The organism is Paraburkholderia flagellata (assembly GCF_021390645.1).
GTDB classification, from domain to species: Bacteria; Pseudomonadota; Gammaproteobacteria; order Burkholderiales; family Burkholderiaceae; genus Paraburkholderia; species Paraburkholderia flagellata.
Genome location: NZ_JAJEJT010000004.1, coordinates 798,564 through 818,400, shown reverse-complemented (window position 1 = coordinate 818,400; position 19,837 = coordinate 798,564). Strand labels below are relative to the sequence as shown.

Annotated in this window: 20 protein-coding genes; 16 read left to right on the top strand and 4 right to left on the bottom strand. The window is 63.2% G+C overall.

Features of this window, described 5'->3' with window-relative positions:
• Positions 1-10 precede the first annotated feature (10 nt).
• The 4 genes from L0U83_RS34330 to L0U83_RS34315 all read left to right on the top strand — a co-directional run bounded on the left by L0U83_RS34330 (position 11) and on the right by L0U83_RS34315 (position 2,801).
• The gene (locus L0U83_RS34330; protein WP_233888600.1) at positions 11-733 is read left to right on the top strand and encodes an amino acid ABC transporter permease; all 723 of its coding nucleotides are present in this window, start codon (positions 11-13) and stop codon (positions 731-733) included.
• Entirely contained in the window at positions 730-1,440 is a 711-nt protein-coding gene (locus tag L0U83_RS34325; RefSeq protein WP_233888599.1) for an amino acid ABC transporter permease, read from the top strand. The genes L0U83_RS34330 and L0U83_RS34325 overlap by 4 nt, the downstream gene beginning before the upstream one ends.
• Positions 1,441-1,527: 87 nt before the next feature.
• On the top strand, positions 1,528-1,905 hold the full coding sequence (locus tag L0U83_RS34320; RefSeq protein ID WP_233888598.1) for a cupin domain-containing protein: 378 nt from the start codon (positions 1,528-1,530) through the stop codon (positions 1,903-1,905).
• 617 nt (positions 1,906-2,522) lie between these two features.
• Entirely contained in the window at positions 2,523-2,801 is a 279-nt protein-coding gene (locus L0U83_RS34315) for an HU family DNA-binding protein (RefSeq protein WP_028207645.1), read from the top strand.
• 230 nt (positions 2,802-3,031) lie between these two features.
• Here L0U83_RS34315 and L0U83_RS34310 read toward each other — a convergent pair whose 3' ends face one another.
• Positions 3,032-4,534 carry a sensor domain-containing diguanylate cyclase gene (locus tag L0U83_RS34310; protein ID WP_373321167.1) on the bottom strand — a complete coding sequence of 501 codons (1,503 nt, stop codon included), beginning with the start codon at positions 4,532-4,534 and terminating at the stop codon, positions 3,032-3,034.
• A 237-nt stretch (positions 4,535-4,771) separates the two neighbouring features.
• Positions 4,772-5,149: a DUF427 domain-containing protein gene (locus L0U83_RS34305; RefSeq protein ID WP_233888597.1), complete on the bottom strand. Its 378-nt coding sequence runs from the start codon at positions 5,147-5,149 to the stop codon at positions 4,772-4,774.
• Between the two features lie 216 nt (positions 5,150-5,365).
• Between L0U83_RS34305 and ssuD the strand changes: the two genes are divergently transcribed.
• The 3 genes from ssuD to L0U83_RS34290 all read left to right on the top strand — a co-directional run bounded on the left by ssuD (position 5,366) and on the right by L0U83_RS34290 (position 8,230).
• Positions 5,366-6,532: an FMNH2-dependent alkanesulfonate monooxygenase gene (ssuD, locus tag L0U83_RS34300; protein ID WP_233888596.1), complete on the top strand. Its 1,167-nt coding sequence runs from the start codon at positions 5,366-5,368 to the stop codon at positions 6,530-6,532.
• 127 nt (positions 6,533-6,659) lie between these two features.
• On the top strand, positions 6,660-6,905 hold the full coding sequence (locus L0U83_RS34295) for a helix-turn-helix domain-containing protein (RefSeq protein ID WP_133187879.1): 246 nt from the start codon (positions 6,660-6,662) through the stop codon (positions 6,903-6,905).
• 2 nt (positions 6,906-6,907) lie between these two features.
• On the top strand, positions 6,908-8,230 hold the full coding sequence (locus tag L0U83_RS34290; protein ID WP_233888595.1) for a type II toxin-antitoxin system HipA family toxin: 1,323 nt from the start codon (positions 6,908-6,910) through the stop codon (positions 8,228-8,230).
• A 28-nt stretch (positions 8,231-8,258) separates the two neighbouring features.
• Here the strand turns inward: L0U83_RS34290 and pdxR are convergent, their stop codons facing one another.
• A complete protein-coding gene (pdxR, locus tag L0U83_RS34285; protein ID WP_233888594.1) occupies positions 8,259-9,725 on the bottom strand; it encodes a MocR-like pyridoxine biosynthesis transcription factor PdxR in 1,467 nt (488 codons plus the stop codon).
• An 83-nt stretch (positions 9,726-9,808) separates the two neighbouring features.
• Between pdxR and L0U83_RS34280 the strand changes: the two genes are divergently transcribed.
• A complete protein-coding gene (locus L0U83_RS34280; RefSeq protein ID WP_233888593.1) occupies positions 9,809-10,720 on the top strand; it encodes a haloalkane dehalogenase in 912 nt (303 codons plus the stop codon).
• A gap of 232 nt (positions 10,721-10,952) precedes the next feature.
• Positions 10,953-12,299 (top strand): MFS transporter, encoded by a 1,347-nt coding sequence (locus tag L0U83_RS34275; RefSeq protein ID WP_233888592.1) that lies wholly within the window; start codon positions 10,953-10,955, stop codon positions 12,297-12,299.
• 81 nt (positions 12,300-12,380) lie between these two features.
• On the opposite strand, the gene L0U83_RS34270 is transcribed toward L0U83_RS34275, so the two are convergent.
• Complete coding sequence (locus tag L0U83_RS34270) at positions 12,381-13,292, bottom strand: LysR family transcriptional regulator (protein WP_233888591.1); 912 nt, start codon at positions 13,290-13,292, stop codon at positions 12,381-12,383.
• Positions 13,293-13,485: 193 nt separating this feature from the next.
• Here L0U83_RS34270 and L0U83_RS34265 point away from each other — a divergent pair, with 193 nt between their 5' ends.
• The 7 genes from L0U83_RS34265 to benD all read left to right on the top strand — a co-directional run bounded on the left by L0U83_RS34265 (position 13,486) and on the right by benD (position 19,780).
• On the top strand, positions 13,486-14,622 hold the full coding sequence (locus L0U83_RS34265) for a muconate/chloromuconate family cycloisomerase (protein WP_233888590.1): 1,137 nt from the start codon (positions 13,486-13,488) through the stop codon (positions 14,620-14,622).
• A 29-nt stretch (positions 14,623-14,651) separates the two neighbouring features.
• Entirely contained in the window at positions 14,652-14,942 is a 291-nt protein-coding gene (gene catC, locus L0U83_RS34260) for a muconolactone Delta-isomerase (RefSeq protein WP_233888589.1), read from the top strand.
• A gap of 82 nt (positions 14,943-15,024) precedes the next feature.
• On the top strand, positions 15,025-15,960 hold the full coding sequence (gene catA / locus L0U83_RS34255) for a catechol 1,2-dioxygenase (RefSeq protein WP_233888588.1): 936 nt from the start codon (positions 15,025-15,027) through the stop codon (positions 15,958-15,960).
• Positions 15,961-16,076: 116 nt separating this feature from the next.
• Positions 16,077-17,447, top strand: a complete 1,371-nt coding sequence (locus L0U83_RS34250; protein ID WP_233888587.1) for an SRPBCC family protein — start codon at positions 16,077-16,079, stop codon at positions 17,445-17,447.
• On the top strand, positions 17,444-17,932 hold the full coding sequence (gene benB / locus L0U83_RS34245) for a benzoate 1,2-dioxygenase small subunit (protein WP_233888586.1): 489 nt from the start codon (positions 17,444-17,446) through the stop codon (positions 17,930-17,932). Before L0U83_RS34250 ends, benB begins: the two co-directional genes overlap by 4 nt.
• A gap of 52 nt (positions 17,933-17,984) precedes the next feature.
• Positions 17,985-19,007 carry a benzoate 1,2-dioxygenase electron transfer component BenC gene (gene benC / locus L0U83_RS34240; protein WP_233888585.1) on the top strand — a complete coding sequence of 341 codons (1,023 nt, stop codon included), beginning with the start codon at positions 17,985-17,987 and terminating at the stop codon, positions 19,005-19,007.
• The gene (gene benD, locus L0U83_RS34235; RefSeq protein ID WP_233888584.1) at positions 19,004-19,780 is read left to right on the top strand and encodes a benzoate diol dehydrogenase BenD; all 777 of its coding nucleotides are present in this window, start codon (positions 19,004-19,006) and stop codon (positions 19,778-19,780) included. The genes benC and benD overlap by 4 nt, the downstream gene beginning before the upstream one ends.
• Positions 19,781-19,837: the final 57 nt, after the last annotated feature.

Here is a 19,837-nt window from a genome sequence, read left to right as displayed (position 1 = left end):
CGGCTGATTCATGCATAACTGGCTTGAACCGAAGTATCTCGCGTGGCTCGAACAGGGTTTCTTCGTTACGTTGATGCTCTCCGCCTGCGCGGCGTCGTGCGCGACGCCGCTGGGCTTTCTGCTGGCGGTCGCGCGCACCGCTCGTAGCCGTGCGATCACACGCGCGGCGGCGCTCTACGTGTTCGTCTTCCGCAATTCGCCGCTGCTCGTTCAACTGCTGTTCTGGTATTTCGGCGCCGCGGCTGTGTTGCCGTCCGCCTGGATGAACTGGCTTAACACGCCGCACCTGGCAACGTTCGGGCCGCTCACGCTGCGCTGGCCGAGTTTCGAACTGTTCGCTGGCTGGGTCGGACTGACCTGCTATACCACGGCGTTCATCGGCGAAGAGTTTCTGGCCGGTATGCGTGGCGTGAACCATGCACAGTGGCACGCGGCTGCGGCGCTTGGCATGAGCCGTTACGCAACCCTGCGCTATGTGATCCTGCCGCAGGCGTTGCGCATTGCGACGCCGCCGCTCGCTGGCCAATACATGAACGTGATAAAGAACTCGTCGCTCACGATGGCGATCGGCGTTGGGGAACTGTCGTACATGTCGCGCCAGGTCGATACGGAGAGCTTCAGGACCTTCCAGGCGTTCGGCACGGCGACCCTCTTCTATGTGTTGGCCATCGCGGTGATCGAGGTCGTGCTTGTGCTCTGGCAACGCGGCGGTTTGCAGCGAGGCCGTGCGTGAACGAGTTCGAGTGGTTTCCCGCTTTGCGTTATCTGATGCTCGGCGCGTTTCCGGCGGGCCCGCTGGGCGGCGTTGCACTGACGATCGCGCTCTCCATGGTGTCGGCGCTGCTCGCGGCGTTGATCGGACTCGCGCTTGGCGTTGCGCTCGCAATGACGAGCGGAGTTGTGCGTCTGGCACTGACCGCCGGCGTCGCGTTCTTTCGCGCGATACCTGTGCTCATGCTAATTTTCTGGACCTTCTTCCTGATGCCGATCCTGCTGCGCGTCGACGTTCCGGGCCTTGCGACCGTCGTGTGTGCGCTGGCGCTGATCGGCGGCGCGTATCTGTCTCATTCGGTTTATGCGGGCATCACGTCGATCGGCGAAGGGCAGTGGCAGGCCGCGCTCTCGCTTGGCTTGACGCGCTGGCAGGCATTGCGCGAAGTCGTCCTGCCTCAAGCGGTGCGGGTGATGATGCCGTCGTTCGTCAATCAATGGGTGGCGTTGATCAAGGACACATCGCTCGCCTATATCGTCGGCGTGCCGGAATTCACGTTCCTCGCCAATCAGCTTAATAATCGGCTGCTGGTGTATCCGGCGCAGATCTTCCTGTTCGTCGGGCTCGTGTATTTGCTGCTGTGCGGTGCGCTGCAGTGGAGTGCCAATGCGTTGCTCGCGCGCCGCAAGCTGCCGAGGCTTCAGGTGCGCCAAAGCGCGCAACTCTAATTCGCCGGACTCGGAGGACTACTGCGGTGCGCACTATAGCCAGGTCGCTTACGTGAAATTGTCGCGATTTTTTTCATGAAATTCATAATGAAAAATTTCACGTTCGCACCCTGTGTTCGTGAATATGCCGCGCGAGCTGCCGGGGGTCACGAGGTCTGGCGAGCGCGCACGCTCGACTATGGCGGTGGCATTACGGTTGTGCTCGTTTCGCCCAGCATGTCGTCGGGTTTCTCGATGCTGGAGAGCCAGCTAGACCCCGGCGCGACGAGCCGCGAGCGCCCCGTGGACGACAGCGGCGAGCAGGGCGGCTTCGTGCTCGAAGGCAAGCTCACGATCTGGCTGGAGGGCAACGAAGAACCCGTGACCCAGCGTGCCAACGACAGTTTCCAGTTGCCGGCGCGCCGCCGTTTCCGCTATGCCAATTTCGCCGATGCGCCCGCGCGCGTGCTATGGGATTTCACCTGAGCCCGGTCGTCGAGGTCGAACGCGGCAAGTTGGCAAATAGTCAGTATGACTGAGCAACATACCGATTGAGCACGCAACATCCTTTTGCGCTGAAAACATCAAAGTAGAAAGGCGCTCACGTTGTCTTACGTTGCGCAACTGAAAGACAGAATGCGATTTTGTAGGCCGCCATTCCAGCTTGGGATCGCGGTTTTGAACTCGCGTAACCGCCCGCTCGGGCCGCCCGGGCGGCTTGCCGGATGCCTGGCCGGCGACATCCCCGCAGGGAAAACAGACCGGCGACTGTCCCGGCGAGGCATTTTTTTTCGGCCTGGTCAAAATCGGAAATATCGCTGATTTTTGTTATCGTCAGCGGTCATCTGCACGAATCGTTCCTGTATCAACCCGCTTGAAACCGCCGTATTGTCGTTTTTGTGCATTTTTGCCAATATTTAACGGGGTTTTGTCTACACAGTGACTCCGCGTTGTGCTATTGATTCGGCTTTCGCCCCTTGCGCGCCCATCGCAAAACACGTGCCGGGCGGGCGATCGACGCGTTTCCATATGCAACGCGATTTGCCTGTTTTGCCCGCGTGAGGTAGGGTATGCAGGTTTTCTCAACTCAACACAGGTAGCAGATGAACAAACAGGAACTCATTGACGCAGTCGCCGCTAGCACGGGCGAGACCAAGGCAGCCACGGGCGCAGCGATCGACGCGATTCTCGACGTCGTCACGCGTGCGGTCACCTCGGGTGACTCCGTGCAACTCGTCGGCTTCGGCTCGTTCTCGACTGGCCAGCGCGCCGCCCGCGTGGGCCGCAACCCGGCCACGGGCGCGGAGATCCAGATTGCCGCTGCCAAGACGGTGAAGTTCACCGCCGGCAAGGCATTCAAGGACGCCGTCAACGCGTCGTGATGCCAGGTCCGCCGTCATGGCGGATACGCGCGCTGCTGGCTCACTTGCTGGCGCGCGGCGCAGTATCACGCCAGTGCGGCGGCGCGGACTCAGGCACGTGGCGCCACGCCGCTTGCCTGAGTGTGTGAAACGAGGGCGCAAGGCCCTCGGCACGCCGGCATGCTTACCTGCCGGCCGCTTTTTCTTCCCTGTTTCTCGTACGGTGTCCGAAGCGTTTCGCGTGCCGAAGCTCAGGCATCACGTGCTGCGTCGGTTTCCATCGACGTGCGGCTCATTTCGTTGCGGCGGCGCTTGGCCTCGTACATCGCCGAATCGGCTTCACGCAGCATCGCTTCCACGCTTTCGCCTTCCTCGCAGCTCGCAAAACCCATTGAAAAGCTCAGTTTCGGTCCGCCGTAAAACTGGTTGTTCAACTCCACGAGTTTGGTGATGCTGTCCACCACGGTTTCCGCATCGCGCGCGCCGGCGCCGGGCATCAGCACTGCAAATTCGTCGCCGCCGATGCGCGCGGCCTGATACGGTTTCTGGATCGCTTTCGCGAGCACTTCGCCCGCCCGGCGCAGCAACGCGTCCCCGGCCGCGTGGCCAAGCTGGTCGTTCACCGTCTTCAGGTTGTCCATATCGACGACAATCGCGCTCACCGGGAATGGCCCCTTGCGATGCAGACGATTGAGTTCGTCCACATAGAAAGAGCGGTTCTTGAGCTTCGTGAGCACGTCGTGCTTGCCGAGGAATTCGAGGTAGGCCTCCGCTTTCTTGCGCGCGGTGATGTCGGTGAGCGCGAGCAGCACCAGATCCCATTGCGTCTCGTGGCCCGGAAACACCGAAAACTGCAGATGCACGTTGACTTCGCTGCCGTCGAGCGCGTAGTTCACCACTTCGCGCTGCTGGAACAAGCGGCCTTCCCATAGATCGAGCAATTGCTCGCGGAAATGCGGGCGCATTTCGTCGCGGAACACTTCGGGCAGGCGTGCGAGCAGCGTGGCTTTGTCCGGCGCGCGAAACATGCCCAGCGTGTAGTGATTCACGTCGAGCACCTGGATCTCGCTCATGCAGCGCTCGACGAATTCGGGGTGTACGTCGGTGAAGGTGCGAAAGTCGACAATGCCCTGCTCGCGGACTTCGTTGAGCAACTCGCGAATGGCGGAGAAGTTTTCGACCCACAGCGAAACCGGCGCGTGCTCGAAAATGCCGAGCGCGTATTGCTCGCTCGCGGCCGCGCGATGGCGCGCTTCCTCGAGCGCCGAGACGTCTTCGATGGCCACGAGCACGCGGCTCCAGTCGGCTTCGTGGCCCGGCAGGATGACGCCACGTAACAAGATGTCCATGCGCCGGCCGCGCAGCGTGTAGTTCACGCTCTTGCTCTCGAACGTGCTATGGCCGTCCCACATCTGCTCGAGTTCGCCCACGTGCGCCTGAAACATGTCGTCGCGCAGCACCTGCGCGAGATGTGCGGCGAGTTCTTCATAGTCGCGCGCACCGTAAAGATCGAGCGTGTGGCGGTTGACCTTGAGCACGCGGATGCAGGCCGAGCATTCGGCCACGCGGCGCGGATCGTCTTCGAGGAAACGGCGCAGGTTGGTCACGCCTTGCGCGCGCCAGCGGTCGAACAGCGCGCGCAGCTGGCTATAGTCTTCGAGCCACAAGGAGGTGGGCGTCACGTCGAAGAAGTCGAGCAGATCGACGCCCATATTGGCAAAACTGGCCGCGGTGGCCGGGGTGCCTTGTTGCATGTCGGTTGGATGTAAGGGAGCGGGGCGCGGCGGGCTGCGCCGCACGAATATCCGAATCCTGGCACACCTTGGGGTCCGAGTGGGCGTCAACGATGCAGATGCAGCGTCGCTGCGGCGTCGGTGGCGGCCGATTCGTTGTCCAGTACGCCAACATGCGTAACGGCCGATTAGGGGAAAAACTTGAGCAGGTCACGTCGCCATTCGACGCGTGACACATCGAGAGGCGGCGCGCCGGGTTCAATCGGACGTTTCGATCGCATCGACGCGATCCGGGTAGAACGCAAGATGGTCCTTGATTGCCGACACCGCTTCATGCGGCGTTTCATAGGTCCATATCGCATTCACGGCTCGCGCGCCGCCTGGTGTGATCGAGTAGTACGAAGCCTCGCCCTTGTACGGGCACCAGCTCGTGTGCTCCGTGCGTGAGAGCAGCGACATGTCGGCGTCCTCTCGCGGAATGTAAAACACCGCCGGATAGCTCGCCTCGCGCAGCGTGAGCGCGCGGCGCGTGTCGGCAACGACGCGCCCGCCTGCTTTCACCACCACGCGCGTGCGCGCCGGTTCGACTGTGATCGGATGATCGGGGTCGGGGATCTTGACGGTCCGTGTGTCCATGACTGGGTTCCTCGCGCAAAGGGTGGAAAGCAGGCGTTTAGCCGAATACATGATATGCAATTGCAGATTAACTGGTAGGGGAAAGCGCTGCAGGCTGTTTCAATGAGGGCGCGACTGAGTTCGACGCACGGGCGGCGATAGTCACGCGATTGCGCCGCAAGCATGCGCGCTTCAAGTCATCGCCCGCGCCTTCATTTACCCGCAGCAGGATCACTGATGAGCCTCGATATTTTCTGGTTCTTGCCGACCTCTGGCGACACCCGCTACCTCGGCAAATCCGATTTCGGCCGCGCGCCGACCAACGCCTATATGCGCCAGATTGCCGTGACCGCCGAAGAGCTCGGCTACGACGGCCTCCTCATTCCCACCGGCAGCAGTTGCCTCGACCCGTGGGTGACGGCAGCGAGCCTTGCGCCCGTCACGCAGCGCATCAAGCTGCTCGTCGCGTTGCGCACGTCGCTCGGCGGTCCCACCGCTTCGGCGCGCCAGGCGGCCACGCTCGACCAGGCGTTGAACGGCCGCTTGCTGCTCAACGTCGTGCCGGGCGGCGACGCCACCGAACTCGCGGCGGACGGCGTGTTCCTCGGGCACGACGAGCGCTACGAGGCCGCCGACGAATTCCTCACGATCTGGCGCGACCTGCTGCGCGGCGACACGGTGAACTTCGAGGGCAAGCATTTGCGCGTGGAGGGCGCGCAGAACTTTCACACGCCGGTCCAGACGCCGCATCCGCCGCTGTATTTCGGCGGCTCGTCGCCGGCGGCGCACGAACTGGCGGCCAGGCACGTGGACGCCTATCTCACGTGGGGCGAGCCGCCCGAGGCCGTCGCGCAGAAGTTCGCCGATATCCGTGCGCGCGCGGCGCGCCACGGGCGCACGCTCAGGCTGGGCGTGCGCCTGCACGTGATCGTGCGCGAGACCAACGACGAAGCGTGGGCCGCCGCTGAACGCCTCATCAGCAAGCTCGACGACGACGATATCCGCCGCGCCCAGGAAAACTACGCGCGCATGGATTCGGTGGGCCAGCGCCGCATGGCCGAACTGCACGGCGGCAGCCGCGACAAGCTCGAAATCAGCCCGAATCTGTGGGCCGGCGTGGGCCTCGTGCGCGGCGGCGCGGGTACGGCGCTGGTGGGCGACCCGCAAACCGTGGCGGCGCGCCTCAAGGAATACGTGGATGCCGGCGCGGACAGCTTCGTGCTCTCCGGCTATCCGCACCTCGAGGAGGCGATCCGCTTCGCCGAGCTGGTGTTCCCGCTGCTGCCGGGCAAGAAACCGGTGACGTTGCGCGATCAGGCCTTGACCGGCGGCGCGTTCGACGTGCGCGCGCGTGAGCAGGCGCAGGAGCACGCGCGCGTGAGCGCCGCCGTGCGCGGCGGCTGAGCCGGATGCAGGAGGCTTGGCGTGCGATTATTCGTGTAAGTGATATTCGTGATTTATTTGTGTGAGTGATATTGGCGGAATATTTCCCACAGGCATATAATTGATTTATGCCCCACAGGAATATGCCATGAAGATCATCGTCCAGACGCCAGGCGGGCTCGGCGAGATTTTGCAGTCGGCCCGCAAGGCGCGCGGCATGACCCAGGCGCAGGCCGCGGCGAATCTCGGCATCGGCCAGCCGCGCCTTTCCGCGCTCGAAACCACGGGTGCCGCCAGCCTCTCGCTCGAGCAGATGCTCGCGCTTTTCGCGCTCTACGGGCTGGAGCTCTGCGTGCAGTCGCGCGAAGCGGCGGCCGGCACGCCGGAGTGGTGACCATGGGCCGCAAATCGCATTCGCGTGCGCTATCGATCTGGGCCAACGGCGAGCGTGTGGGCACGTGGCTCATGACGCCCTCCGGCGACTCCGAACTGCGTTATGACGACGCCTGGAAACGCTCGGCCCTGGGCCGGCCGCTTTCGCTCTCGCTGCCGTTCGGTATTGGCGATGTGCCGTTGCGCGGCGAACGCGTGCAGCACTATTTCGACAATCTCCTGCCCGACAGCGAGCCCATCCGCCGCCGCATCGCTGCGCGTTTTCGCACGGATACGCTCGACCCCTTCGACCTGCTCAAGGCCATCGGGCGCGATTGCGTGGGCGCGGTGCAACTGCTAGGTGAGGATGAAACGCCGGGCCCCGTCGATCGTATCGAAGGCACGGCGTTGAGCGACGCCGTCATCGAGCGCCTGCTGCTCGAAACGGCCGGCGCGCTGCCCGGCGGCGCGGTAGAGGCCGACGATTTGCGCATTTCGCTGGCGGGCGCGCAGGAGAAGACCGCGCTCTTGCGCCACCGCGGCAAGTGGCTGCTGCCGCGCGGCGCCACGCCCACCACTCACATTTTCAAGCTGCCGCTGGGGCTGATCGGCCATCGCAAGGTGGACTTCAATACCTCGGTCGAAAACGAATGGCTTTGCCTGGCACTGCTGAGGGCCTACGGATTGCCCGCTTCGCAGGCGCAGATCATCAGATTCGGCACGCAGAAGGTGCTCTGCGTCGAGCGCTTCGATCGTACGCGTTCGCGCACGGGCGGCCTGCTGCGCCTGCCGCAGGAGGACTTCTGCCAGGCGCTCGGCGTGCCGCCGCATCGCAAGTACGAAGCGCATGGCGGTCCCGGCGTGCGCGAGATTGCGGGTCTTCTGCGCCAGTCGCAGCAGGCCCGTGAGGACATCGAAACGTTTCTCGCTGCGCAAATCGTCTTCTGGATGCTCGCGGCGCCGGACGGCCATGCGAAGAATTTCAGCATCCGCCTGTTGCCCGCGGGGCGCTTTCAGCTCGCGCCGCTCTATGACGTGATGTCGATCTGGCCCGTGGAAGGCGACGGCGGCAATCAATGGTCGTGGCACAAGGCGTCGCTCGCCATGGCCGTGTGGGGCAAGGCCCGCCACTATCGCATGCGCGACGTGAAGCGAACGCATTTCGACGCTACCGCGCGACTGTGCCACTACGGGCCGGACGCGGGGCCGTTGATCGAGCGCGTGCTCTCGCGTACACCCGGTGCGATAGAAGAAGTCGCGGCCGCGCTGCCCGAAGGCTTTCCCGAGCGGGTGGCCGCGCGTCTCTTCGACGGCTTGCGTTTTTCCGCGGAGCGGCTCGCTACGTGATAGCGGCGCAGTTCGTGCAGATTGCGCCTTAGCGCACGCAAGCGGCAAGCCGCGCAATCGCCGCGTCAATACGCTGCGCCTCGATCATGCCGAAGCCAAACGCGAGTCCCTCGAGCGCCGTTCGAGGCTCAATTGCGAAACCGGCCAGCGCCTGCACGCGGATTCCCGCTCGCGCGGCGGCGCTGACCAGCGCATCGGCACGCACGCCCGCATCGAGCCCGGCGGCGAGATGAAGCCCCGCCGCGGGCGCGACAGGCAGCATGAGCGTGCCGCAATGGCGTGCGAGCGCCTCGAGCAGCGCGTCACGGCGCGCGCGGTACTGCGTGCGCATCTTGCGGATATGCCGCACCAGATGCCCCTCTCGCATGAATGCCGCGAGCGTGTCCTGCGCCAGCAGATTGCCGTGCCAGTCCGCACACTGGCGCGCGGCGACCAACGCATCGCGCACCCAGGCGGGCGCGACGACATAGCCCATGCGCAAGCCCGGAAAGAGGCATTTGGAAAACGTGCCGACATAGCAAACGCTCGCGTGGCGATCGAGCGTTTGCAGCGCGTCGAGCGGGCGGTCGTCGTGACGGAATTCGCCATCGTAGTCGTCCTCGATCACGACCGCGCCGTGCCGCTGCGCGAACGCGAGCAGCGCGCGCCGCCTGGCCGCCGACATCGGGACACCTAACGGAAACTGATGCGAAGGCGTGACACAGATCACGCGCGCATCGGGCGGGAGGGCGTCCACGACGATTCCCTCGGCGTCGACGCTCACGCCCGCGATACACGCCCCCGCCAGCGCGAACGCGCGGCGCAGCGGCGGGTAGCCGGGGTCCTCCAGTGCAACCACGGTCTTGCCCGGCGTGACGAGGACGCGCGCGAGCAGATCGAACGCCTGCTGCGCGCCGGCCGTGACGACGACGTCGCCAGCTTCGCAGGCAACGGCGCGCGCATAGGAAGCGTGGTGTGCAATGGCCTCGCGCAACGCGGAGCGGCCTTCCGGTTCGGCATACACGGCAGGCGCCCTGGAAAGCCCGCGTAGCGCGCGTGCCGAAAGACGCCGCCAGACATCGAAGGCAACCGTGCGCTTGTCGGGCAAGCCGAGGATGAAGTCGTAGTCGTAGTTCGCGCTGGGATCGAGTCGCACGAGTGCCGGTGGCACACGCCAACGCGAGTTCAGGCGCGGGTCGCCTTCTGCGGAGATTCTGGACGCGCTGGCTGGACTGGACGGCAACGGGCCGCCGCGCGCTGCGACTTCGCCCACGAAAGTCCCCGCGCCCGGACGCGTGACGATGTAGCCCTCTGCGAGGAGCAGATCGTAGGCCGCAAGCACCGTATTGCGCGCGATGCCACAACTGCGCGCGAGCGAGCGGCTCGACGGCAAACGCAGCCCGGCCGCGAGCCGGCCTTCGACAATGGCCCCGCGCAACTGGCGGTGCAGCGCATGCAGGATTTCGCGCGATCCGTGCTCGGGCAGAGCGATTTCGATCTGCAAGACTGGTTCCATGATCTTTGCCGAATCTGGTCCTGTTCCTGGGCCGGTTTCGATTCTAGCATCGGCTCATCCTCTCACCGCACAGGAGCCGAGCCATGAGTACCGTCACCACTCCAGCCGCCGCAATCAGCGCTAGCGATCCGCACCCGCGCGAGCGTGCGGCCATTCCGGGCGGCGCGATCGTCTACGTCGATACGGGCGTGGGCGACCCCGTTGTCCTGCTGCACGGCAATCCCACTTCTTCGCGTCTATGGCGCAACGTGATTCCGCATCTGAGTGACGCTTACCGTTGTCTGGCGCCAGACCTCGCCGGCATGGGCGATTCTCCTGCCGCGCCCGATGGCGCATGCCGCTTTGCCGATCACGCGCGGTATCTCGAAGCGTGGTTCGATGCCGTGCTGCCGCACGGGCGCGTGACGCTCGTGCTGCACGACTGGGGCTCGGCGCTGGGCTTCGATTGGGCACGCCGCCACCCGCACCGCGTGAATGCGATCGCCTATATGGAGGCGATCGTGCAACCGCGCCTGTGGCGTGATTTCCCGCCCGAACGCGAACCATTTTTTCGCGCGATGCGCGGCGAGGCAGGCGAGCGTCTCGTGCTCGACGAGAATTTTTTCGTCGAAACGGTGTTGCCGCATAGCGTGCTGCGCGCGCTGACGCCAGAAGAAATGGAGGCGTGGCGCAGGCCGTTCGCCACGCGCGAATCGCGCAGAACGACGCTTGTGTGGGCGCGCGAACTGCCGATAGAAGGTGAGCCTGCCGATGTGACGCGAGCGGTTCAAGCATACGGAGCGTGGCTCGCGGCAAGCGATATCCCGAAGCTGCTGATCCGCGCCGAGCCTGGCGCGCTGCTCACGGGCCGCGCGCTGGACGCTTGCCGTAGCTGGCCCAACCAGCGCGAAGTGGCAGTGGCGGGTATCCATTACATTCAGGAGGATTCGCCGCGCGAGATCGGCGCCGCCGTTCGCGAATTCCTGGACGGGTTGGTGGCAGGGCGTGTTCCCTGAAGCGTCATTAGATTAGGACTTCAGACGAAATCGCCAGCCAGGCTGTTATGCATGAATTTTACGCTGCGACCCATGGCGTCTCGACAACTATGCCTTCAAAGTATGGAATTGATACCTATTCGGTGTTGGACAGCGCCCCTTGACGGCCTCTATGCTTGGCCGAGCTTCGATCGATGTCAAAACAACAAACGCCACGCATTCACCCGATGCGTGCAGTCTGGAGACTTTCGTCATGACTCTCGCTTCCTCGCGTTCCATTCCGGCGCTCATCGACAGAGAACGGCTCGGCGCGTTCCAGTGGCGCGTACTTGCACTCTGCGTGCTGATTGCGCTGCTCGATGGCTTCGATACGCAGGCCATCGCCTTCACCGGGCCCGCCATTCTTGCTGCGTTCAAGCTGCCCGCCAACGCGCTCGCGCCCATTCTGACCGCCGGGATCATCGGCATGACGCTGGGCGCGATGACGCTCGGTCTGGTCGGCGACCGGATAGGCCGCCGGCCCGCGATCATGATCGGCCTCGCGCTCTTTGGCTGCGCGACGCTGGCGACCTCCTGGGCGACGACGCCCCAACTCATTCTGGTGCTTCGCTTCATCGCCGGGTTGGGTATGGGCGGTTGCACGCCCGTGTTGCTCGCGCTTGCCGCCGAATATGGTCCCGCACGGCAGCGCGGCGCCATCATGACCGGCGTGCTGCTTGGTTTGCCCGCTGGCGCGATGCTCGGCGGCCTGCTTGCGGCACGCATGCTGCCTGTAATTGGCTGGCAGGGCATTTTTGTCGTGGGCGGCGGCGTGCCGCTTGCCGTGCTCGTTCTCGCCGCGCTTTTGCTGCCCGAGTCGCTTTACTATCAGGCCTCGCGAGGCGGCGCCCGCGGGCAGCGCTACGTGCACAACACGCTCGCGAAAATCGTGACTCAGCCGCTGCCGCCAGACGTCCGCTTCACCGTGCCCGAAGAGGCGGTGGCAAAGGCGAGCGTCGGCGCGCTGTTCAGGGATGGCTACGCTGCGAAAACGCTTGCAATCTGGGCCGTTTATCTTCTCAACTGGGTTGCGTGGTTCATGCTCCTCTCCTGGTTGCCTACGGTCCTCAAATCCGCGGGGCTGCCTGCGGCGCAGGCGCCGCTCGGCACCGTGATCGTTAACGCCGTGTTCATCGTTTGCGCCATTCCGCTTTCGTTTGCGCTGCCGCGCGTGAACACGCGCAATCTGCTGGGCTCGATGTTCGCGTTCGGTATCGCCATTGCGTGCGGGTTGGGCTATGCCGGCACCCATTGGGCGCTCGTCTTCGCTCTCGTAGGTGCGGCGGGTTTCGGCATTGGCGGGCAGCAGATCGCCTTGAACTACCTGGTCGTGGGTGCGTACCCGACGGCCCTGCGTGCCACGGCCACGGGCTGGGCCATTGGCATGGGCCGTGCCGGTGCGATTGCCGGATCGGCCATCGGTGGCACATTTCTGTCGTGGGGCGGCCCTGCGGGTTTCTTCCTCGCGCTGGCCGTGCCGCTTGCGGGTGCTGCGCTTGCCGTGTTCAGCCTGCGCCTCGATCCGGTTAGGGCTGAGGTCGCCCTCTCGTCCAACCACTGATGTTTGTGAAGCCTGCTTGCGCTATTTCGTGACGATGTTGCGAGACATCGTCACCATCTGGCCTGCCCGTTTTCACGCGTTCTATTTCTTCGCCGGCAGCCACGTTTGTGGCTCGGCATACATCTCCTTGACGAGTTGCTTCACGAGATCGACGTAGACCGAGTTGTCGTTCACACGGTGATTCAGGATGATTGGCGAGGTCGCGTGGTCGCTGTCTATCAGACGGTAGTGCACGTCCTGGCGCAATTGCCGCGCTGAAGCCGGGATCACGCATACGCCGAACTCGGCTGCGACGAGACCCAGCGCGGTCTGGATTTCCCTCACCTCCAGCACTTCGCCCGGTTGCACGCCGTCGCCGTGCAGCACGTTCAATACCTGATCGGCGAAACTGGGGCGAGGCTCCTTGGGATAAACAATCAGTTTTTGCCCGGCCAGTTGCTCGATAGGAATCGGCGTCGATTCCTGCGCCATCTCGCTGCCGATCGGCACCACCACAGCCAGCGGCTCTTCGCGCAGGACGATACCGGCCACGTTGGGGTCGCTGTGGCGCACGCGTCCGAAGCCGATGTCGATGCGGCCTTCCTTCAACGCCTCAATCTGCTGCACCGACATGAGTTCGACCATCTGGATGTCGAGCTCCGGCGCGTTCTGGCGCAGCTTGCGCATCAACGGTGGCAGTCCTGAATAGAGAACGGAGGCGACGAAGCCGATCGACAACACGGTGCGGTGATGCAGTCCCACGTGTTTGGCGGTCGCTTGCAACTGCTCGACGCGCCCAAGGATCTGCATGGCCTGCTCGTAGACAAGACGCCCCGCATCGGTCGTGCGCACGGGCCTCGTATTGCGAATCAGAAGAGGCACGCCGATCTCCTGTTCGAGCAATTGAATCTGCCGGCTCAACGGCGGCTGAGCGATGCAAAGCTGTTCCGCTGCGCGAGTGAAATTGCGCTCGCGGACAACGGCAACGAAGTAGCGAAGCTGGCGAAGATCCATGGTTTGCTCCAAAAGAAGCACTGAATTATCGATACTCGGAGCGTATATTGCGCTGCAATATCGGCCCATTCATGGGCGATTGAGGGGTTTCCATATTATAAAGGTATGGAATTGGACGCAAATAGTATTGGATCTCGCGGATGCGCGGCGTGTATAAAACCACCATACCTTCTTCACTTACCCAGCATCCGACATGACTTCCGCGACGATCGAACGTATCGAAACCCGCCTCGTCGATCTGCCGACGATTCGCCCTCACAAGCTATCCGTCGCCACGATGTACGGGCAAACCCTGATGCTGGTAAAGGTGTACTGCAGCGATGGCGTGACCGGCATCGGCGAAGGCACCACCATTGCCGGCATGGCTTACGGCCCCGAAAGCCCGGAAGCAATGAAGCTGGCGATCGACGCCTACTTCGCGCCCGCGATGATCGGCCAGGATGCCACGCGAATCCAGGCGCTCATGGCGCATCTGGGCAAGCTGGTGAAGGTCAATCACTTCGCCAAGTGCGCGCTGGAAACCGCGCTGCTCGACGCGCAGGGCAAGCGCCTTGGCGTGCCGGTGAGCGAGTTGCTGGGCGGCCGCCGCCGCGAGCGTCTGCCGGTTGCCTGGACGCTGGCTTCGGGCGATACCGCAAAGGACATCGCCGAAGCCGAGGCCATGCTCGAAGCGCGCCGCCACAAGATCTTCAAGCTGAAGATCGGCGCGAAGGAACTCAAGACCGACATCAGGCACGTCGCTGAAATCAAGAAGGCGATGGGCGAGCGTGCTGCCGTGCGCGTGGACGTCAACATGGCCTGGAGCGAGACGCAGGCGGCGTGGGCGATTCCGGCGCTGGCGGAAGCCGGCTGCGAACTGGTCGAACAGCCCGTCGCCTCGCCCGCAGCGCTTGCGCGCCTCATGCGCCGCTTCCCGGTGGCGTTGATGGCCGACGAGATCCTGCAGGGGCCGGAAAGCGCGTTCGAGATCGCGAAGAACGAGGGCGCCGATGTGTTCGCCATCAAGATCGAACAAAGCGGTGGACTGTTCGCCGCGCAGCGCGTGGCCACGATTGCGGACGCCGCGGGTATCGAGCTGTACGGCGGCACGATGCTCGAAGGCGCGTTCAGCACGGTGGCCTCGGCGCACCTGTTTGCAAGCTTCGCCAACCTGCAATGGGGCACCGAACTGTTCGGTCCCCTGCTGATCACCGAAGAGATTCTGACCACGCCGCTCGACTACAGCGACTTCGAGCTGACGGTGCCGAACGGCCCGGGCCTGGGCATCGAACTGGACGAAGCGAAGGTCAAGCGCTTCACGCGCGACGGCCTGATGAAAGTGACGAAGTAACCCGGACACCTGACAAACGGAATTTGACGATGCTTTTCCACGTACGCATGGATGTGAACATCCCGGCCGACATGCCCGCCAACGTCGCCAATGAAATCAAGGCGCGCGAAAAGGAATATTCGCAGGAGCTGCAGCGCAGCGGCAAGTGGCGCCATATCTGGCGACTGGTGGGCGAGTACGCCAACTACAGCATCTTCGATGTCGAGAGCAATGCAGAGCTGCATGACATTCTCACCGCCTTGCCGCTTTTCCCGTACATGAAGATAACGGTCACGCCGTTGTGTCGCCATCCGTCCTCCATCAGGGACAACGACGCCTGAGCTGACTTCACCAATACCAGCAAGCACCAGCAAGCACCAGCAAGCACCAGCAAGCACCAGCAAGCACCAGGAGACAAATACCATGAGCGCAAAAGTATTCGAAACGAAGGAAGTGCAGGACCTGCTGAAGGCCGCTGCGAATCTCAATGGCGGCAGCGGCAACGCGCGCTTCCAGCAGATCGTCCATCGGCTGCTGGGCGACCTGTTCAAGGCCATTGATGATCTCGACATCACGCCCGATGAAGTGTGGGCCGGCGTGAACTATCTGAACAAGCTCGGCCAGGACGGCGAAGCGGCGCTGCTGGCTGCGGGCCTTGGACTGGAAAAGTACCTCGATATCCGCATGGACGCCGCAGACAAGGCGGTGGGTCTCGAAGGCGGCACGCCGCGCACGATCGAAGGACCGTTGTACGTTGCGGGCGCACCGGTGCGCGAAGGCGTTTCGCGAATCGACATCAACCCGGACGCCGACGCAGGTCCGCTCGTCATTCACGGCACCGTCACGGATCTCGATGGCAAACCGCTCGCGGGCGCCGTAGTCGAATGCTGGCACGCGAATTCGAAGGGTTTTTATTCGCACTTCGACCCGACGGGCGCGCAGGACGACTTCAACCTGCGCGGCGCAGTCAAGACCGGCGCTGACGGCAAGTACGAATTCCGCACGCTCATGCCGGTAGGCTACGGCTGTCCGCCGCAGGGTTCGACCCAGCGCCTCCTGGACGGCCTTGGCCGCCATGGCAACCGTCCGGCGCACGTGCACTTCTTCGTCTCGTCGGATAACAGCCGCAAGCTCACCACGCAGTTCAATATCGAAGGCGACCCGCTCATTTGGGACGACTTCGCCTACGCAACGCGCGAGGAACTGATTCCGCACGTGGTCGAAAAGACCGGCGGCGCGGCGCTCGGCCTGAAAGCCGATACGTACAAGGCCATCGAGTTCAACGTCACGCTCACACCGCTGGTCCAGGGTAAGGACAACCAACTCGTTCACCGCCTGCGCGCGGAGGCAACGGCGTAAGCATCCTGCGTGGCGGCGGCGTGAAGACACAGCCGCCGCCAGTTTTACCCCGATCATCATTCGACACCGATGCAGGAACTCCGTACCGCGTGTGGAGTATGCATAGGAGAGCTAATATGTCAGCCATCATCGACAAAGCCAGTGACCTGGATCACCTGCTGTCCACCGCCGTGCAGGACGACAAGCAAAACGGTGTGTTCCGTTGCCGCCGGGACATCTTCACCAATACCGATCTGTTCGATCTGGAGATGAAATACATCTTCGAGAAGAACTGGGTGTACCTCGCGCACGAGAGCCAGATTCCAGAGAACAACGACTACTACACCACGTGGCTGGGTCGCCAGCCGGTAGTCATCACGCGCGACAAGACCGGTGCGCTGAATGCCGTCATCAACGCCTGCGCGCACAAGGGCGCCATGCTGTGCCGGCGCAAGCACGGCAACAAGGGCAGCTTCACGTGTCCGTTCCACGGCTGGACGTTCTCCAACACCGGCAAGCTCCTGAAGGTGAAGGACGAAAAGACCACCGAGTATCCCGTGCAATTCAACAAGCAGGGGTCTCACGACCTGAAGAAGGTCGCGCGCTTCGAGAATTATCGTGGCTTTCTGTTCGGCAGCCTCAATGCCGACGTGCAGCCGCTCGAAGACTACCTCGGCGAAGCAAAGATCATCATCGACCAGATCGTCGACCAGTCGCCGAACGGCCTCGAAGTGCTGCGCGGCAACTCCTCGTACGTCTACGACGGAAACTGGAAGATGCAGATGGAAAACGGCTGCGACGGCTATCACGTCAGCACCGTGCACTGGAATTACGCCGCGACCATGGGCCGGCGCAAGGAAGACGGGACCCAGGCGGTGGACGCCAATAGCTGGAGCAAGTCGGTGGCGGGCGTATACGGCTTCGACCATGGCCACATCCTGCTGTGGACCAACACGATGAACCCTGAAGTGCGCCCGGTGTACAAGCATCGCGAGGAAATCAAGGCGCGCGTGGGCGAAGTGCAGGCGGAATTCATCGTCAATCAGACGAGAAACTTGTGCCTCTACCCGAACGTGTTCCTGATGGACCAGTTCAGCACGCAGATTCGCGTGGTGCGCCCGATTAGCGTGGACAAGACCGAGGTGAACATTTTCTGCTTCGCGCCGAAGGGCGAGAGCGCGGAAGACCGTGCGACGCGCATTCGCCAGTACGAGGACTTCTTCAACGTCACGGGCATGGGTACCGCCGACGACCTCGAAGAGTTCCGCGCCTGCCAGAACGGTTATGCAGGCACCACGGCAATGTGGAACGATCTCTCGCGCGGCGCGCCGCTGTGGGTCGAAGGTGCGGACGAGAACGCGAAGAAGATGGGCCTCAAGCCGATCATTTCCGGCGAGCGCAGCGAAGACGAAGGCCTGTTCGTGGTCCAGCACGAGTACTGGGTGCACGCCATGCGCGACGCCCTCAAGCAGGAACTGAATCACGAGCAAGCGGGAGCGCAGGCATGAGCAACGATTACCAGAAAATCTGCGCCACGCTGTACCGCGAAGCGCGCCTGCTCGACGATCGCCAGTGGGAAGCGTGGCTCGCCTGCTATGCCGAGGACGTCACCTACTGGATGCCCGCATGGGACGACGACGACCAGCTCACCGACGACCACGAATCGCAGATCTCGCTGATGTACTACCCGGATCGCGGCGGCCTCGAAGACCGTGTGTTTCGCATCAAGACCGAACGCAGCGGCGCTTCGATGCCGGAGCCGCGCACGATCCACAACGTAACGAACGTGGAAGTGCTGGCCGATCGTGGCGACGAAGTGGAGGTGCGCTACAACTTCCACACGCTCAGTCATCGCTACAAAACCACGGATGGCTTCTTCGGCACGATGTTTGTCACCTTGCGCAAGACCGGTGACGACTTCCTGATCGCCTACAAAAAGATCGTGCTGAAGAACGACTACATCCGGCAGGTGCTCGACGTTTATCACGTTTGAAGTCTCGATTGACATCGAGACCCGGTTTCAACATGGGAAAGAAGGAGACACCATGTCCAGCTACAAGATTGCACTGAACTTCGAAGACGGCGTGACCCGTTTCATCGAATGCAAGGCAGGTGAGAAGGTCCTCGACGCAGCGTTTCGCGCGCGGATCAACCTGCCGATGGATTGCTCAGACGGCGTGTGCGGCACCTGCAAGTGTCGCGCGGAAAGCGGCAGCTACGACCTGGGCGAAGAGTATATCGAGGACGCGCTGACCGAAGACGAAAAGGACAGCGGTCTCGTACTCACCTGCCAGATGGTGCCGGAAAGCGATTGCGTGATTGCGATTCCAGCGTCTTCCACGGTATGCAAAACCGGGCATAGCAAGTTTGCGGCCACGGTGGCGAAGGTCGAGCAGCACAACGACGCGGCGGTCGTGCTCGAGTTGGACGTCGACACGACGGGCCCCGTGTTCCTGCCGGGTCAGTACGTCAACATCGACGTGCCGGGCAGTGGCCAGCATCGTTCGTATTCCTTCTCTTCTGCGCCAGGCGAATCGAAGATCAGCTTCCTGATCAAGAAGATTCCGGGCGGCGTGATGAGCACCTGGCTCGAAGCCGCGCAACCGGGTACGAAGCTCGATTTGACGGGGCCGCTCGGCAGCTTCTATTTGCGCGACGTCCAGCGGCCGCTGCTGTTCCTCGCAGGCGGCACGGGTCTGGCTCCGTTCCTCTCGATGCTGGAAGTGCTTGCGCGCACCAATGCGCAGCAGAAGGTACACCTCATTTACGGCGTGACGCGCGACCTCGACCTGGTGCTGGTTGAAGCCATCGAAGCCTACGCGGCGAAGCTGCCGAACTTCAGCTTCGCTACCGTCATCGCCGATGCTGATTCGAATCATCCGCGCAAGGGTTGGGTCACGCAGCACATTCCCGCTAACGCCTTGAACGATGGCGACGTCGACGTGTATCTGTGCGGGCCGCCGCCGATGGTGGACGCCGTACGCAAGTATTTCGATGACGAAGGCGTGAAGCCCAGCAGCTTCCACTACGAGAAGTTCACCCCGAACGTCGTTCAGAAGGCGGCATGAACATGCAACGATTCGCAGGCAAGGTCGTCGTCGTCACCGGGGCGGCGCAGGGAATTGGCCGCGGCGTCGCGCTGCGTGCGGCTGCCGAAGGCGGCAAGGTCGTATTCGTCGATCGCGCGGATTTCGTAGCCGAAGTCGCGGCAGAAGCGAAGGGCGCTGAAACGGCAGGATTCGTCGCCGACCTCGAAACGTATGAAGGCGCGAAAGCGGCCATGGATTTCGCCGCGCAACGATTTGGCGGCATCGACATTCTCATCAACGGTGTGGGCGGTGCCATCCGCATGCGTCCGTTCGCTGAGTTCGAGCCGGCGCAGATCGATGCGGAAATCCGCCGTTCGCTCATGCCCACGCTGTACACGTGTCACGCCGTGTTGCCGTATCTGCTCGAGCGCGGGCGCGGCACCATCGTCAATGTTTCTTCGAACGCCACGCGCGGCATTCGACGCGTGCCGTATTCGGCAGCGAAGGGCGGCGTGAATGCGATGACGCAATCGCTGGCGATGGAATACGCGGAGCACAATATCCGCGTGGTCGCCACGGCGCCTGGCGGCACCGAAGCGCCGCCGCGCCGCATTCCGCGCAATGCCGCCGGCGACAGCGAGCAGGAAAAAGCGTGGATGAGCGAGGCGGTGCGGCAGGTCACCGAGTCGACGTTCTTCAAGCGCTATGGCAGCCTCGACGAGCAGGTCGCGCCGATCCTGTTTCTCGCTTCGGACGAGGCGAGCTACATCACCGGTTCGGTGTTGCCGGTCGCCGGTGGCGACACGGGCTGAGCCAGGCGCGCAAGTCGGCGGTGGGCGCGCAAAAGCGGGCGGGCGGGGTGCTATGCT